At 74.0% G+C, this 13,941-nt stretch carries 17 protein-coding genes; 11 read left to right on the top strand and 6 right to left on the bottom strand.

Annotated elements, in window-relative coordinates; translation table 11 throughout:
• Positions 1-162: 162 nt before the first annotated feature.
• The gene (locus ACWEPF_RS30255) at positions 163-342 is read left to right on the top strand and encodes a hypothetical protein (protein ID WP_452175062.1); all 180 of its coding nucleotides are present in this window, start codon (positions 163-165) and stop codon (positions 340-342) included.
• Between the two features lie 88 nt (positions 343-430).
• Here ACWEPF_RS30255 and ACWEPF_RS30250 read toward each other — a convergent pair whose 3' ends face one another.
• The gene (locus ACWEPF_RS30250) at positions 431-964 is read right to left on the bottom strand and encodes a GNAT family N-acetyltransferase (RefSeq protein WP_452175061.1); all 534 of its coding nucleotides are present in this window, start codon (positions 962-964) and stop codon (positions 431-433) included.
• 72 nt (positions 965-1,036) lie between these two features.
• Here ACWEPF_RS30250 and ACWEPF_RS30245 point away from each other — a divergent pair, with 72 nt between their 5' ends.
• Entirely contained in the window at positions 1,037-1,618 is a 582-nt protein-coding gene (locus ACWEPF_RS30245) for a TetR/AcrR family transcriptional regulator (RefSeq protein ID WP_452175060.1), read from the top strand.
• A gap of 7 nt (positions 1,619-1,625) precedes the next feature.
• On the opposite strand, the gene ACWEPF_RS30240 is transcribed toward ACWEPF_RS30245, so the two are convergent.
• The 4 genes from ACWEPF_RS30240 to ACWEPF_RS30225 all read right to left on the bottom strand — a co-directional run bounded on the left by ACWEPF_RS30240 (position 1,626) and on the right by ACWEPF_RS30225 (position 5,482).
• Entirely contained in the window at positions 1,626-2,027 is a 402-nt protein-coding gene (locus ACWEPF_RS30240; RefSeq protein ID WP_452175059.1) for an STAS domain-containing protein, read from the bottom strand.
• Positions 2,024-3,115, bottom strand: a complete 1,092-nt coding sequence (locus ACWEPF_RS30235; RefSeq protein ID WP_452175058.1) for a cobalamin B12-binding domain-containing protein — start codon at positions 3,113-3,115, stop codon at positions 2,024-2,026. Before ACWEPF_RS30235 ends, ACWEPF_RS30240 begins: the two co-directional genes overlap by 4 nt.
• Entirely contained in the window at positions 3,112-4,707 is a 1,596-nt protein-coding gene (locus tag ACWEPF_RS30230) for a PP2C family protein-serine/threonine phosphatase (protein ID WP_452175079.1), read from the bottom strand. The genes ACWEPF_RS30235 and ACWEPF_RS30230 overlap by 4 nt, the downstream gene beginning before the upstream one ends.
• A gap of 277 nt (positions 4,708-4,984) precedes the next feature.
• Positions 4,985-5,482, bottom strand: coding sequence for a MarR family winged helix-turn-helix transcriptional regulator (locus ACWEPF_RS30225; RefSeq protein ID WP_452175057.1), 498 nt, complete (start codon positions 5,480-5,482; stop codon positions 4,985-4,987).
• An 81-nt stretch (positions 5,483-5,563) separates the two neighbouring features.
• Here ACWEPF_RS30225 and ACWEPF_RS30220 point away from each other — a divergent pair, with 81 nt between their 5' ends.
• The 8 genes from ACWEPF_RS30220 (at position 5,564) to ACWEPF_RS30185 (ending at position 11,828) form a co-directional block, all read left to right on the top strand.
• Complete coding sequence (locus tag ACWEPF_RS30220; RefSeq protein ID WP_452175056.1) at positions 5,564-6,751, top strand: PP2C family protein-serine/threonine phosphatase; 1,188 nt, start codon at positions 5,564-5,566, stop codon at positions 6,749-6,751.
• An 88-nt stretch (positions 6,752-6,839) separates the two neighbouring features.
• Entirely contained in the window at positions 6,840-7,229 is a 390-nt protein-coding gene (locus tag ACWEPF_RS30215) for an STAS domain-containing protein (protein ID WP_452175055.1), read from the top strand.
• A 17-nt stretch (positions 7,230-7,246) separates the two neighbouring features.
• Positions 7,247-7,711 carry an ATP-binding protein gene (locus ACWEPF_RS30210; RefSeq protein WP_452175054.1) on the top strand — a complete coding sequence of 155 codons (465 nt, stop codon included), beginning with the start codon at positions 7,247-7,249 and terminating at the stop codon, positions 7,709-7,711.
• 151 nt (positions 7,712-7,862) lie between these two features.
• Positions 7,863-8,240: an ATP-binding protein gene (locus ACWEPF_RS30205; RefSeq protein WP_452175053.1), complete on the top strand. Its 378-nt coding sequence runs from the start codon at positions 7,863-7,865 to the stop codon at positions 8,238-8,240.
• 146 nt (positions 8,241-8,386) lie between these two features.
• A complete protein-coding gene (locus tag ACWEPF_RS30200; RefSeq protein ID WP_452175052.1) occupies positions 8,387-8,662 on the top strand; it encodes a GlsB/YeaQ/YmgE family stress response membrane protein in 276 nt (91 codons plus the stop codon).
• A gap of 119 nt (positions 8,663-8,781) precedes the next feature.
• Entirely contained in the window at positions 8,782-9,177 is a 396-nt protein-coding gene (locus tag ACWEPF_RS30195) for a DUF2267 domain-containing protein (protein WP_345288932.1), read from the top strand.
• A 272-nt stretch (positions 9,178-9,449) separates the two neighbouring features.
• Positions 9,450-9,839, top strand: coding sequence for a VOC family protein (locus ACWEPF_RS30190; protein WP_449798398.1), 390 nt, complete (start codon positions 9,450-9,452; stop codon positions 9,837-9,839).
• Positions 9,840-10,043: 204 nt separating this feature from the next.
• Complete coding sequence (locus tag ACWEPF_RS30185) at positions 10,044-11,828, top strand: cytochrome c biogenesis protein DipZ (protein ID WP_452175051.1); 1,785 nt, start codon at positions 10,044-10,046, stop codon at positions 11,826-11,828.
• A gap of 9 nt (positions 11,829-11,837) precedes the next feature.
• Here the strand turns inward: ACWEPF_RS30185 and ACWEPF_RS30180 are convergent, their stop codons facing one another.
• On the bottom strand, positions 11,838-12,836 hold the full coding sequence (locus ACWEPF_RS30180; RefSeq protein ID WP_452175050.1) for a hypothetical protein: 999 nt from the start codon (positions 12,834-12,836) through the stop codon (positions 11,838-11,840).
• Between the two features lie 272 nt (positions 12,837-13,108).
• On the opposite strand from ACWEPF_RS30180, the gene ACWEPF_RS30175 reads away from it, so the two are divergent.
• Positions 13,109-13,870 (top strand): isocitrate lyase/PEP mutase family protein, encoded by a 762-nt coding sequence (locus ACWEPF_RS30175; RefSeq protein WP_345288936.1) that lies wholly within the window; start codon positions 13,109-13,111, stop codon positions 13,868-13,870.
• Positions 13,871-13,941: the final 71 nt, after the last annotated feature.

The raw sequence follows: 13,941 nt of genomic DNA, 5'->3' as shown, positions 1-13,941 counted from the left end.
CTCATGGCTGTCAGCTGGTTCACGGCGGTACCTGCCATCGACGCCTGCCAACTGCTGGGTGCGCAGGCGGTTCTGCCGCGCGGGTGAACCGGGGCATCGGTGTCGCGATCGGGGGCATGAGGGAGGACGTCCGACCGGCCCGGCACGTTGGAGGTTCTGCCCGTGATGCTCCTGCTGTTGCTCGCGTTGATCGCCGCCGCCGCCGTCGAGGTGGCCACCGCACCGTACGGGCGTCACCGCGGCGCCCACCGGCTCGTGCCGGTCGAGACCGAACGCCGGGCGTTCCCCCGTCACCGGCGCGGGGCGGCAGCGCCGGAGGGGTCGGAGACCGGCGCCGCGTGAGGGACGGCATGCTCCGTCGTGTTCGCCGGCACGGACGAGGTGGCCGTACCGCTCGACCCCGCCCACCCGCCGGCTGGGCCCGCACCGGTCAGGGGGAGCCGGGGCGCCGGTCGGCGGTGGGGAGTTCGAGGGTCCAGGTCTGGCCCAGCAGGCCTTGGCCGAAGCCCTCGTGGGGCTTCTCGTCGGTGAGGTGGAAGCCGAAGTGCTGGTAGATCCGGCGGGCGGACAGCAGGTTGTCGGTGGTCCAGAGGGTCACCCGCCGGTAGGCGGAGGCGCGGGCGAAGTGCAGGGCGGTCTCGACCAGGCGGGTGCCGAGGCCGAGGCCCCGGGCGGTCGGGTCGACGAGCAGGACGCGGAGTCTGGCGGTGCCCGGCTGTCCGTCGCCGACGAGCATGACGCAGCCGGCCCGCTCGCCGTCGACCTCCGCGATCCAGGCCTCCTGCGGTGTCGAGGGCGGTGTGGTCGCGTAGTCCGCGACGATCCGGGCGACCAGGGTCTCGAAGGTGGTGCCCCAGCCGAACTGACGGTCGTACAGCTCGCCGTGGGCCATCACGATCCAGCCCAGGTCGCCCGGGCGGTCGGCTCGGCGGAGGGTGACCCGGGGGTCGCGGACCTGTTCCATGAAGACGCTCCGTCGTGGGATCGGCGTGCTCCGTTACTGACACGAGTGTGTCAGTAGCCCTAGACTAGGCCCGTGCCTCCGACCGCCGCAAACCCCTCCCCGCGTCAGACCGAGCTGCTGGAGGCCGCGTACCGCTACTCGCTCCGCCACGGTCTGAACGACCTGTCGCTGCGCCCGCTGGCCGAGGCGATCGGGTCCAGCACCCGGGTCCTGATGTTCCTGTTCGGGACCAAGGACGGGCTCGTGCGGGCGCTGCTGGAGCGGGCCCGCGAGGACGAGCTGGAGCTGCTGGCCGAGCTCCGCCGGCCCGAGCGGCCGGTCGGCCTCGCCGAGGCCGCGCGCGGGGTGTGGAGCTGGCTCGCGGCGGAGGAGCACCGGCCGCTGCTGCGCCTGTGGGCCGAGGCGTACGCCCGCTCCCTGGTGAACCCCGACGGCCCGTGGGCGGGATTCGCGCGGAGCACCGTCACCGACTGGCTCGACGTGCTCGCCGACTGCCAGCCGGCCGCCGAGCGGGACACCGAGGAGGGCGCCGTCCGCCGCACGCTGACGCTGGCGGTGCTGCGCGGTGCGCTGCTCGACCTGCTCGCCACCGGTGACGAGCAGCGGGTGGGCTCCGCCGTCCACCGGCAGTTGGGCCTGCTGCAGCGGGACTGACGCTGCGTCAGCCGCCGCTCCCGGGGCGGCCGGCGGCGGGGCCCACCCGGCCCCCGTCGCCGACGGGGGAGACGGGGGAGGCGGCGGTGAGGTGGTCGAGCGTGCCGGTGACCCGGAGCAGGCGCTCCAGGCGGGCGGGGCGGTCGTCCAGGTGGAGCTGCACCGAGGCCGCGTCGGTCCGGCGGCGGATCATCAGCAGGACCGACAGGCCGGTGGAGTCGACGGTGTCGAGCCCGGCGCAGCGCAGGTGCAGGTGCTCCAGAGCCGGCCGCTCGGCGAGGCGGGCGGTGACGCGGTCGAGCAGCAGGTCGGCGCTGTCGTGGTCCAGGTCGCCGTGCAGCTCCATCCGGAGGACGTGGCCGGCGTCGACCGTGGTCAGGCGGAGCGGGGTGAGGGGCGAGCTGGTCATGCGGTCTTCCCGGTGGTGGCGGTGGGCTGGTGCGTCAGTCCCCGCAGACCGTGGCCGAGGATCCGGGTGGCGCGGGGAAAGTCCTTGAGCTCGTCGGCCAGCAGGACGAGGGCGGGCGGCAGGCTGGCGGCGGGCACACCCCTTCGTACCAGGATCCGGGTGGTCCAGGCGAGGAAGGCCCCGAACAGGTCCTGGTCGTCGAGGTAGAGCGCGGTGGCGAGGAAGTCGACGATGTGGGCGAGGTCCTCGGCGGTGCGTTCGCGCTGGAGGTCGTCGTAGGCGGCCACGGCCGGGAGGGCGGCCTCCAGGCCGGCGAGGACGGTGCGGACCAGCTCGGCCCTGCTGCGGGTGACCAGGGTGTACTCCTGGTCGGTCAGGTGCGGCAGGTCGTCCAGGGGCTGGTGGTCGGGCAGCGGGCGCGGCAGCGGCCGCGCGGCCAGCAGGTCCGCCGCCGCGCGGGCGTCCGGGGCCCAGGCGTCGGCGCCCAGCAGCTCGGCGTAGCGGCCGTCGGGGCCGAAGGCCGCGCCGCCGACCATCACCGGGACGCCGACGGCCTGGCAGGCGGTGACGGCCGCGTGGGCGGCGGGCAGTCGGGTGGTGATCGAGCCGGACAGGGCGACCACGTCGGTCGGTGTGGTGTGGAGGTGGGCGATCAGCCGGGTGGAGGGCACCTGAGCGCCGAGGAAGTCGACCTGCCAGCCCCGCAGCCGGAGGACCTCGGCCAGCAGCCGGGCGGGCAGCGCGTGCCACTCGCCGTCCACGCAGGCCACGGTGACCCGGCCGCGCGCGGGGGTGGGCGGGTCGGGGGTCCGGGCGGCGAGGGCGACGACGGCGCGCTCGTTGACGGCGGTGGCGGCGTGCTCCTGGGCGACGCTGATGGTGTTGTCGGCCCACCGCTCGCCGATCCGGCGCTGCACCACCGCGATCACGTCCAGCAGCAGGTGCTCCGGGGCCAGGCCGTCGGCCAGGGCGCCCAGCACCAGTGCGGCGGCGGCCTCGGCGTCCTTGGCCAGCACGGCGTCGAGCAGGGCGTCCGCCAGCCGGTCCGGGCGCGGGGCGGCGGGCCGGGCGGAGGTGCTGGTGGTCACGCGGTGTACCGGCCCCGGGTGTGCCCGTCCACCGCGGTCAGGTGCCGGGCCGGCGGTGCGGCGATGACGACGACGGCCATGTCGTCGTGCCGGCGGTCGCCGAGCCACTGGGCGGCCAGCATCAGGACGTGCTCCACGACGCCCTCGGCCGGCATGCCCGCGCACCCGGCCAGCGCCCGCTGCAGGCGCTCCTCGCCGAACTGGGCGTCTCCCATCGGCCCGCCCCGGGCCTCGGTGATCCCGTCGGTGTACAGGACGCAGAACTCGCCCGGTGCGAGGGCGACTTCGGCGGTGCGGGCGACGACCCGGGGGAGCACCCCGACCAGGTTGCCGTGGGTGTCGGCCTCGTGGACGGTGCCGTCCGCCCGGACGATCAGCGGCGCGGGGTGTCCGCCGCTCGTCAGCCGCAGGTCCACCACGCCGCCCCGCCGGACGGCGGAGGCCAGCACCACCGTCGCGAAGCGGGTGTGGTGCGAGGTGAGCAGCGCGGTGTTCAACAGGTCGAGCATCCGCTCGTGGTCGTCGGCCAGCGGCAGCAGGGCGTGCAGGGTGTTGCGGATCTTCCCGGTCAGCACGGCGGCCTCCAGGCCCTTGCCGCAGACGTCCCCCATGGTGACCAGGGACGCCTCGCCCTCCACCACGGCGGGGTGCACGTCGTAGAAGTCCCCGCCGACCCGCTCGTGGTCGGCGGACGGCCGGTACCCGCCGGCGAAGTCCACCCCCGCGACCTGGTGCAGCACCGGCGGCAGCAGCTCGCGCATCAGGATCTCGCTGATCGCGGCCTGCTCCGAGTACAGCCGGGCGGCGGACATCGCCGCTCCGGAGCGGGCGGCGAACAGGCGGGCGAACACCTCCTCGGCCTCGGAGAACGTGGCGCTCTCCGAGCGGCGCAGCAGCACCAGCGCGCCGGCCGGCACGCCGTGGCCCGGGAGCGGGGTGATGACGATCGAGCCGACCGGGCCGAAGCCCTCCGGCAGCATCCACTCCGGGGCCGAGGCCGGGTCGATCCAGCGCGAGGGGACGGGCGGGAAGCCGCGCAGGGCCTCGCCGAGGCCGGGCACCGCGTCGGGGTCCACCGCGTGCTGCGAGGCGACGGGGTCGCCGCCGCGCAGGCAGCTGACCACCGGGAGCCACGCACCCTTGGCGGGGGCGAGGACCAGGGCGGCGTCGGCGAGGTTCTCCGCGGCCAGCCGGGCGGTGGTGTTCATGCAGCGTTCGAGGTTGAGGGAGGAGAGCAGGGCGCTGGACGCCCTGGCGAGGAAAGCGGTCCGTTCCCGTTCCATCCGCAGCGCCTCCCGGGCGAGCCGGCGGTCGGTGTCGTCCACCAGCCACCAGGCCACCGTGCCGTCGGCCCGCACGCTCGGGTGGGCCTCGAAGGTGCGGCCGTCGATCGGACCGGAGGGCGGGCCCTCGGCGCCCCGACCTGCGGTCCGTCCTCCGGTCCGGTCGACGGTCCGGCCCAGGGCGCGGTGCGCCTCGTAGAGCCAGGCGGGGACCGCGTCGGCCAGTGGCGTCCCCGGGGCGGAGAGCGGCAGCAGCAGGCCCGCGGCGTCGTTGCGCTCGGTCAGGGTGTCCTGCGCGTCGGCGACCAGGGCCGGGTACGGCGCCCCCGACCACGGGAAGTGCCGGATCTCGGTGGTCTGCGAGGGAATGGGTAGCAAGTGTCGAAGACCCGCTGGGCGGATCCCTCACCTCATCAGGTCGGCGGAACAGTTGTCGTCCGGCAACAATCCCCCATGCCGGCGTCCGCTGGCAACCCGGCCCCCGGCCGGGGCGGAGGCACGGCAACATTTTCCGCTCGGCAACATTTTCGGTGTGGAAGAATGCGGGAATCGTCACGGAAGATCCCGACCTGAGGAGCCGAGGTGTTCAGGCGGTGCGCACGTCCGCAGCCGCGGCACCGCCCGCGACCGGCCCGGCCGCAGCGGCGCTGGCGGCCCGGAACGCGGTCAGCCCGGTCAGCAGCGCCCGGCGGTCGGAGGGCGACATGACGGCCAGGATCTCGCCCAGGGACGCCTCCCGCGCCGCGCGCAGGTCGGCCACGAAGCTCCGCCCGGCCGGGGTGAGGCGCAGCTCCAGCTCGCGCCGGCTGACCGGGCTGGCCCCGCGCTGGAGGAGCCCGACCGCCTCCAGGCGGTCGCACAGCCGGCTCACCGAGGACGGGCGCGAGGCCAGGGTCTCGGTGAGGGTGCGCAGGTTGATCCCGTCGCTCTCCGCCAGGACGTAGAGCACCCGCAGCTGCGACACCGACACCGGGGTCGCGGCCAGGTCCCGGCCGCCGCCCCAGAGCACCTCCAGCAGCTCGGCGACCGACGACAGCGTGGTCGCCGCGTCGACGGGGCCCGGAAGCGGGGAGGCGGGGTTCATGGACCCATCCTGACACCCTCTCGGACGACAACGACATCCCGACGCCGTATCAACCGACCTTCAGAAGAACGAGGAGCACGAGTGACGACCGGCCCGGCCACCGCGGAGCGCGCCCTGCGCACCGCCGCCCCCTACGCACTGCTGGACGCCCTGCGCGACGTCCTGACGCGCCACTACCGCGTGCGGACGGCCGAACTGCTGCTCGCCGACTACAGCCTGACGGTCCTTCAGCGGGTGACGGACCTCCCGCTCACCGCCGCACCGGTCTCGGTGCACACCAGCGCCCCGGGCCGGGCCTTCGGCTCCCAGCAGCCCTTCGCCGAGACCGGGCCCGACCGCACGCTCCTGCACCTGCCGGTCGCCGTCCGCGGCGACCGCCTCGGCGTGCTCAGCCTCGACCTCGACCCCGCGCACCTGACCCCGGAGCTGCGGGACGAGCTGCTGGAGATCGCCGAGATGCTCGGCCACCAGATGGTGGTCGCCGAACGCGACACCGACCTTTACCTGCAGGCCCGCCGCAAGGACCGCCTCACCCTGGCCGCCGAGATGCAGTGGCAGCTGCTGCCGGCCCGCGCCTGCGCCCGCGAGGAGTATGCGATCGGCGCGCAGCTCGAACCCGCGTACGCCATCCACGGCGACAACTTCGACTGGTCCGCCACCGAGGACCGCCTCACGCTGACCATCACCAACGGCATGGGCGAGGGCATCGACGCCTCCCTGCTCACCAACCTCGCGGTCAACGCCCTGCGCAACGCCCGCCGGGCCGGCATCGGCATCGCCGACCAGGCCGCGCTGGCCGACCAGGCCGTCTACGCCCAGCACCGCGGCGAGGCCCACCTGTCGGTCCTGCTGCTGGAGTTCCACCTCGACACCGGCCTGGTCGAGGTGGTCGACGCGGGCTCGCCGCAGCTGCACCGGCTGCGGGCCGGCGTCGTCGAGCACGTGCCGTTCGAGGCCCAGCTGCCCCTGGGGCTCGCCGACGACACCCCCTACGAGGCTCAGCACGTCGAAGTGCGGCCCGGCGACCGGCTGATCTTCGTCAGCGACGGCGTGCACGCGGTGGCCTCGCGGGCCGGAGAGATCTACGGCAAGGCGGCGCTCGCCCGGGCCATCCAGTCCACCCGGCTGCTGCCGGCGGCGGAGGTGCCCCGGGCGATCCTGACCGAACTCGCCGTCCACCGCGACGACGACCCGCAGGACGACGCGCTCATCGTCTGCCTCGACTGGTACGGGCGGCCCGCCGCGGCCGGAGAGGCGGACTCCGGCTGACCCCGGCCAAGTCCGGCCCGCTGCGGCCGACCGTGGCAGGTGACGGCCGGTCAGGGCGCGCCCCGGAGGGGTCAGTAGGATGCCGGTCATGGCTCAGGAGACGACAGGCGGGGCGCGGATCCCCGCCGCCGGCGGGACGAGCGTCGTGCGGGCGCAGGCGGAGCTCGACTGGGAGACCGCGGCGGCCTTCACCGCCGAGGTCCAGGCGGTGCTCGACTCCGGGGCCGGGCCGGTGGTCGTCGACCTGGCGGCGGTCCGGTTCATGGACTCCTCGGTCCTGCAGACCCTCCTGCTCGCCCGGCGGCGGATGACCGCCGAGGGCCGGGCCCTGGTGCTGGCCGGGCCGCTCCACCCCACGGTGCGGCGGCTGTTCGAGGTCGTCGACCTCGGCGACCACCTCGCCGTCGCGGACGACCTGCCCGCCGCACTGGCCGCCGTCGAGGGTGCCGGGCGCGGCACCCACCACCCGAACGGGTGAGGCGGGGGAGCGTGCCGGTGCCGACAGGGCCGAAGCCGGGCGGACCGGTGCCCGCCGCAGGGCCGGTGCCCGCCCCCGGGTCGGTGGAGTCCGCGGCCCAGGCCCGCGCCCTGGTCGGCCGGGTGCTGCACGGCACCGTCGCGGCCGGGACCCAGGTGGAAGCCGACGCGCTGCTGGTCACCACCGAACTGGTCGTCAACGCCATCCGGCACGCCGGCGGGGTGACCGCCTTCGCCGCCGCCCTCGATCCCGGTGCGGCGGTCCTGCACGTCACGGTCGAGGACGCGGACCCCCGCCACCCGCGCGGCGCCGCCGCCGACCTGGACGACGCCACCCGGATCGGCGGCCGGGGCTGGCCCCTGGTGCGGCTGCTCGCCACCACGGTCGACGTGCGGGCCCTGCCCGGCGGCGGCAAACGCATCCACATCACCCTCACCTTGCGTCCCGGGCCGGACCGGAATGCCGGACGGGTCCGGGGGTAGGCGAGCCTCCGACCGCCCGCGGAGACCTTTCCCTCGCTGCTCCCGCGGGGACGCTCACCGATCCGAGGTCGCCGCGATGCCGTCTCCCCGTCCGTCCCCGTTCGCCGACGACGGTGCCCGGGGTGACCGGAGAGCGTCCTCGGACCCCGCGGTGCGGACGGCCTCGCAGGCCCGGCGGGCCGTCAGCCGGGTGCTGGTCGGGGCCGGGCCGGTGCACGCCACGGCCGAGGCGGACGCCCACCTGGCCGCCACCGAGCTGGTCACCAACGCGATCCGCCACGCCGGGGGCGTCACCGGGTTCGAGACCCGGATCGAGGAGTGCGGCGGCCTGCTGCGGATCGCCGTGGAGGACGCCGACCCCCGCCACCCGCGCACCGACCGGGCCGCCCTGCACGACTTCAGCACCCTCGGCGGGCGGGGATGGGCGATCGTCCGGGAACTGGCCGCCACCTGCGCCGTCCAGACCCTGCCGACGGGCGGCAAGCGCATCACCGTCACCCTGCCGCTCACCGACCGCACCGCGACCTGACCCCCACCCGCTGTGGGTCGGGCCCGGTTCACGGCGGTGCGTGGCGACGTCCGCTTCGGGCGGCTGCGGAAGATCAGTGCGTTTGAGGACCGCAGATCGGTGAAGACGAGTGCCGACGCTGTCGTACCCCGAGTGAGGAGTAGCACATGGGCATCATCGCCTGGATTCTGATCGGACTGTTCGCGGGCCTCATCGCCAAGGCACTGATGCCGGGCAAGGACCCCGGGGGCATCGTCGTCACGACCCTCATCGGCATCGCGGGCGGCCTGCTGGGCGGCTGGCTCGGCAAGGTCCTCTTCGGCGTCGACTCCATCGACGGCTTCTTCGACCTCTCCACCTGGATAGCGGCCGTCGCCGGATCGGTCATCCTCCTCATCGCCTACCGCCTGGTGACGGGCAACAAGCACCGCAGCCACGGCTGAACCCCGCAGCCCGTCCGGCGGCCGCACCCCTCGTGGGAGGGGCGCGGCCGCCGGACATCCGCAGAGCGACGAGCACGCCACCGCCCCGACCCACCGGCTGCCCCAGGAAGGCCACCACCATGACCCACCGCCGCCTCATCGAGCAGATCCGCGCCAACGGCCACCACACCACCGACCAGGAGACCGAGAGCGTCCTCGCCGCCGTCCTCACCGCTCTCGGCGGCCAACTGGCCGGCGACGAACGCTGCGCGCTCGCCGCGGTCCTGCCCGAGCAGGACCGGGCCCTGTTCGCCGCCCAGATCCCCGCGCCCGAGGCGGTCGCCGGGCCCGCCTTCGTCGAAGCGGTCGCCCGCACCCTGAACACCACCCTCGCCACCGCCCGTTGGGACACCACCGCAGTCCTGGCCGCCCTCGCGGACCTCGCCGGCGAGCAGCTCACCGACCGCCTCCTCGCCCACCTCCCGCGCGGCTACGCCCTGCTCTTCGGCCGCGCCGACCTCGCGGCGGCCGCCTGACGGAGACGCCGACGGCCATCCCGTACGCCGCCGGCGGCCGGGGCCACCAGGTCGTGCGTGCCGGGGAGGTCGGCGACGTGGCCGACCGACCCGCACACGGCCGAGGAGCCCCGGCGACCGGCCGTTGGCCCTGGGGCGGCGGCGATCTGAGCCTTCGTCACCCGATGGTTGATCCACCGCGTCGGCGGGGCTAGGGTCTTCGACGGCATCGCGTGTCGGTCACCGTCCGGGTGAGGCATGGAGGTGTCGGGACATGCCTTCGGAGGCATTCCTTGTCCGTCGAGTTGAACCACACGATCGTCCACGCCCGGGACAACCGGGAGTCCGCTGACTTCTTCGCGGAGCTGCTCGATCTCGAGATCACCGCCGAGTGGGGCCCGTTCATCGCGGTGGCCCTGGGGAACGGCGTCACCCTGGACTTCGCCACCATCCCGGTCGAGAGCATCACGCCGCAGCACTACGCCTTCCTGGTGTCCGAGGAGGAGTTCGACGCGGCGTACGCGCGGATCCGGCAGCGCGGCACGGAGCACTACGCGGACCCCCACCGCAAGCAGCCCGGCGCGGTCAACCACAACGACGGTGGCCGCGGCGTGTACTTCATGGACCCGGCGGGCCACGCCATGGAACTGATCACGGTGCCGTACGGCGGCTGGGCCGCGTAGCCGCAGGACCTCGGCCCGGAGCGGGGTTGAGGGGCCGTCAGAGCGATGCCCGCCCTCAACCCCGCAGTGCCGGACGCGGTCGCCGTGGCGACGGTTCGCCCGCGCGGCCGCGCAGCGCCGGGTGCACCCATCTGGGCCCCGGGCGGTTCCGAATTCCCGGGTGAGGAGGCGCGGGTGGCGTTGCCTCGGACGGAGGCGGTCGTCATGATCACGTTGGTCCTGATCGGCCTGCTCGGCGGCCTGATCACCGCGGTCTCGCCGTGCATCCTGCCGGTCCTGCCGGTGGTCTTCCTCGCGGGTGGCCCGAGCGGCGCGTCCCCACCACCGGCCGCCCCGAAGGACGCGGCGCCGACGGAGGCCGGGCCGGGCGGCGGGGCGGTCGTGACCGCCGCCCCCGAAGCGCCGTCGTCGCCCCGCCGCAACCGCCGCCCGTACGCCGTCGTCGCCGGACTGGTCCTGAGCTTCAGCTTCTTCACCCTGCTCGGGGTCACGATCATCTCGGCCCTGGGCCTGCCGCAGGACATCCTGCGCTACACCGGGCTGGCACTGCTGGTCCTGATCGGCCTCGGGCTCGTCTTCCCGCCCGTCGAGCGGCTGCTGGAACGGCCCTTCTCCCGGATCCCGCAGCGCCGGGTCAACAGGGAGGGCAGCGCCTTCGTCCTCGGTCTGGGGCTCGGGCTGCTCTACGTGCCCTGCGCGGGCCCGGTGCTCGCCGCGATCACCGTAGCGGGCGCCCGCGGGGAGATCAGCGCCGGCATCGTCGCGCTGACCGTGGCCTTCGCCGTCGGCACCGCGATCCCGCTGTTGGTGTTCGCCCTCGCGGGCCGCCGGGTGTCCGAGCGGGTGGCCGCGTTCCGCACCCGCGCCCGCAAGCTCCGCGTGGCGGCCGGGGTCCTGATGATCGTGCTGGCCTTCGCCCTCGCCTTCGACGTCACCACCGCCCTGCAACGGGCGCTGCCCGACTACACGGCCACCGTGCAGAAGCGGGTCGAGGACAACGACACCGCCCGGCAGAAGCTCTCCGGCCTGTTCGACGACTCCAACAAGGACCTCGCCCGCTGCGAGGACGGCGTCGACGAGCTCCGCTCCTGCGGCGCCGCCCCGCCGCTGGCCGGCATCGCCCAGTGGCTCAACACACCGGGCGGGGCACCCGTCGACCTGGCCGCGCTGCGCGGGAAGGTGGTCCTGATCGACTTCTGGACCTACTCCTGCATCAACTGCCAGCGCAGCCTGCCCCACATCGAGGCCTGGGACCGCGCCTACCGCGACAAGGGCCTCGCCGTCATCGGCGTCCACTCACCGGAGTTCGCCTTCGAGAAGGACGCCGGCAACGTCGCTGACCAGGCCCGCAAACTCGGCGTCAGCTACCCCGTCGCCCTCGACAACGACCTGGACACCTGGGACAACTACCGCAACCGCTTCTGGCCCGCCAAGTACCTCATCGACGCCCAGGGCACCGTCCGCTACTTCAGCTTCGGCGAAGGCCGCTACGCCCAGACCGAGAACCTGATCCGCGACCTCCTCCGGCAGGCCGACCCCACGGTCCAACTGCCGCCGGCGACGGGCCAGACCAACGACCAGCTCGCGGCCGACCGCACACCGGAGACCTACCTCAGCACCACCGGCATCCGCGGCTACACCGGCACGCCCGGGCTGGTCCAGGACAAGGCGACCGTCTACGCCTTCCCCGCCGACGGAGTCCCGCCGGGCCGGCTCTCCCTCGCCGGGACCTGGACCACGGGCTACGAACAGTTCACCGCCGGCCCCGACGCCCGCCTCGCCTTCACCTACCGCGCCAAGAACGCCAACCTCGTCCTCGCCGGCGAAGGCACCGTCACGGTCCTCGTCGACGGCAAGCAGACCGGGATCCTCCAGATCCACGGGACCCCGACCCTCTACCGGCTCACCGACGACGCCACGGCCCGTCAGGCGCAGCTCGAACTCCGCCTAACCCCGGGCCTCCAGGCGTTCGCCTTCACCTTCGGCTAGAACGGATCGTCAGTACTGGCGGGACTGCTTCCACCACACGCCGCCGCTGCCGGTGGTGGCGAGGAGGTAGACGGTCGCGGCGTAGGCGACCAGGGTGGGGCCGTAGCGGGCGACGAAGCCGTTGACCTCGGCGCTCCAGCTGCCGGCCCACCCGCCGGTCGAGGCGACCGAGGACAGCCGGAGTCGGTGGGTGCCCTGCTCGCGGACGGCCATCTGACCCCAGACGCTGTTCGCCATCGCGATGGCGGGCTGGGCGTCGGTGAGTACGCCCGGCAGGATCTCCTGCCCCCACCAGCCGCCGTTGCCGTAGTGCTGGCGGATCACGTTGACCTGGTTGTCGGTGCCGCGCCAGGCCAGCAGGATGATGTTCGACGAGGGTGTGACGGAGAGGGCGGGCGAGGAGGGGCTCGTCGCGTTCGGGACCGCCACCGGGAGGTCCCAGAGGTTGTTCTGCCCGTTGAAGAAGACGCTGTAGACGTTCGCGCTGTCCTGGCCGCGGTAGGCGAGCAGGAGTCCGCGCGAGGGCAGCGCCGTCACGGCGACCGGCAGGTTGTTGGGCGTGCGCACGTCGTTGGGCACCTGGTACCAGGCGCTGGGGTTCAGCAGGTTGCCGGTGACCTGGATGTGGGAGTAGAAGACGAACCCGTTGGTCCCGGTGTGGAAGACCCGGAAGTAGGAGCTGTTCCCGCCGTGGGTGTCGAACACGACCACCGGGCTGACGTTCGTCTGGGCCCCGCCCATCTGGATGGGAGTCCCGTGGTTGATGGAGAGGTAGATGTTGTTGTTGCTCCATCCGCGCCAGACCTGGACCAGCGCGTTGCCGTTCGGATCGCGGGCCTCGGACATGTCCCCGTCCGAGTAGACCGGCGCGTTGTCCTCGATCTCCTGGCTCCAGCCGTTGCTCTCGCCGGGCTCCGCGGCGGACGCCGTCGAGCTCGCCAGGAGGACGGACGTGGCGGCGACGAGTGCGACCGGGAGCAGGCGCCAGGTCTTCGTACGGGTCTTCAAGGTGGATCCCCTCCAAGGGAGTTGCAGGCCGAGCTGCCGTTTCGAGGCGGCCTCGGCCGGGTGGTGGCTGATGGTGCGTCAGCACCGCCGGCGGCTCCACTGTCGCGCCCGGACACCGGCGGGCACGTCAGTCAGTTGACCCAAGTCGCCGGAATTCAGTCAGATCCCGCAGGTCAGACGGTCGTGAGGGTGACTCCGCCCCAACCTGGACCGGGGCCCGATCGTTCCGTTGTTCCGTCGTTCCCGGGGCACCACGGGGTAGCGTCCTCGGCATGGATCTTCACACCACCGTTGAGCGCGCCCAGCGCCTGAAGCAGCTGCACGCCGAGCACAAGCCGCTGGTGCTCCCCACCGTCTGGGACGCCTGGTCCGCGCGGACCGCGGCCGCGGCCGGTTTCCCGGCGCTGACGATCGGCAGTCATCCCCTCGCCGAGTCCCGCGGAGCGGAGGACCAGGAGGGGCAGAGCTTCGAGGAGGTGCTGGCGGCCGTCCGGCCGATCATCGCGGCGGTCGACGTCCCCGTCTCGGTGGACCTGGAGTCCGGCTACGGCCAGTCGCCGGCCGACCTGATCGCCGGGCTCGTCGAGGCGGGCGGGGCGGGCCTGAACGTCGAGGACACCGTCCACTCGGAGGGCGGGCGCGTGCGGAGCACCCGGGAGCACGCCGACTACATCGCCGGTCTGCGGGCGGCGGCCGACGACGCGGGCGTCCCGGTCTGGATCAACGGGCGCACCGACCTCTTCGTCCACGCGGAGAGCGCCAAGGCCGTCCTGGACGAGGCGATCGAGCGCCTGCTGGCGATGGAGCGGGCGGGCGCCGACAGCGTCTACCCCGTGCGCATCCAGGACGACGACGAGCTGCTCGCGGCGGTCACGGGCGCGGTGTCGGTCCCGGTGAACTCGACCGCGCACCCGGTCCGGCACGACATCGAACGCTTCCGCCGCCTGGGCGTCGGCCGGATCACCTACGGCCCGCTGCTTCAGCTGGCGCTGACGGACGCGATGAGGGGGATGCTCGGACCGTGGTCGTCCTGAGCCCGGCCGCCCGGGCGGTCCGCTGAATCCCGCTGCCCGCCGGTGGGGTGAGGGGCCGTCAGGCCGGGCAC

This window comes from Kitasatospora sp. NPDC004289, assembly GCF_053602875.1.
This window is presented reverse-complemented; position numbering and strand designations above follow the sequence as displayed.

Coding starts and splice junctions, on each gene's coding strand:
- ACWEPF_RS30250 (WP_452175061.1), bottom strand. CDS start 964: ATGGAACAGGTCCGCGACCCCCGGGTCACCCTCCGCCGAGCCGACCGC.
- ACWEPF_RS30240 (WP_452175059.1), bottom strand. CDS start 2,027: ATGACCAGCTCGCCCCTCACCCCGCTCCGCCTGACCACGGTCGACGCC.
- ACWEPF_RS30225 (WP_452175057.1), bottom strand. CDS start 5,482: ATGAACCCCGCCTCCCCGCTTCCGGGCCCCGTCGACGCGGCGACCACG.
- ACWEPF_RS30215 (WP_452175055.1), top strand. CDS start 6,840: ATGGCTCAGGAGACGACAGGCGGGGCGCGGATCCCCGCCGCCGGCGGG.
- ACWEPF_RS30200 (WP_452175052.1), top strand. CDS start 8,387: ATGGGCATCATCGCCTGGATTCTGATCGGACTGTTCGCGGGCCTCATC.
- ACWEPF_RS30195 (WP_345288932.1), top strand. CDS start 8,782: ATGACCCACCGCCGCCTCATCGAGCAGATCCGCGCCAACGGCCACCAC.
- ACWEPF_RS30185 (WP_452175051.1), top strand. CDS start 10,044: ATGATCACGTTGGTCCTGATCGGCCTGCTCGGCGGCCTGATCACCGCG.
- ACWEPF_RS30175 (WP_345288936.1), top strand. CDS start 13,109: ATGGATCTTCACACCACCGTTGAGCGCGCCCAGCGCCTGAAGCAGCTG.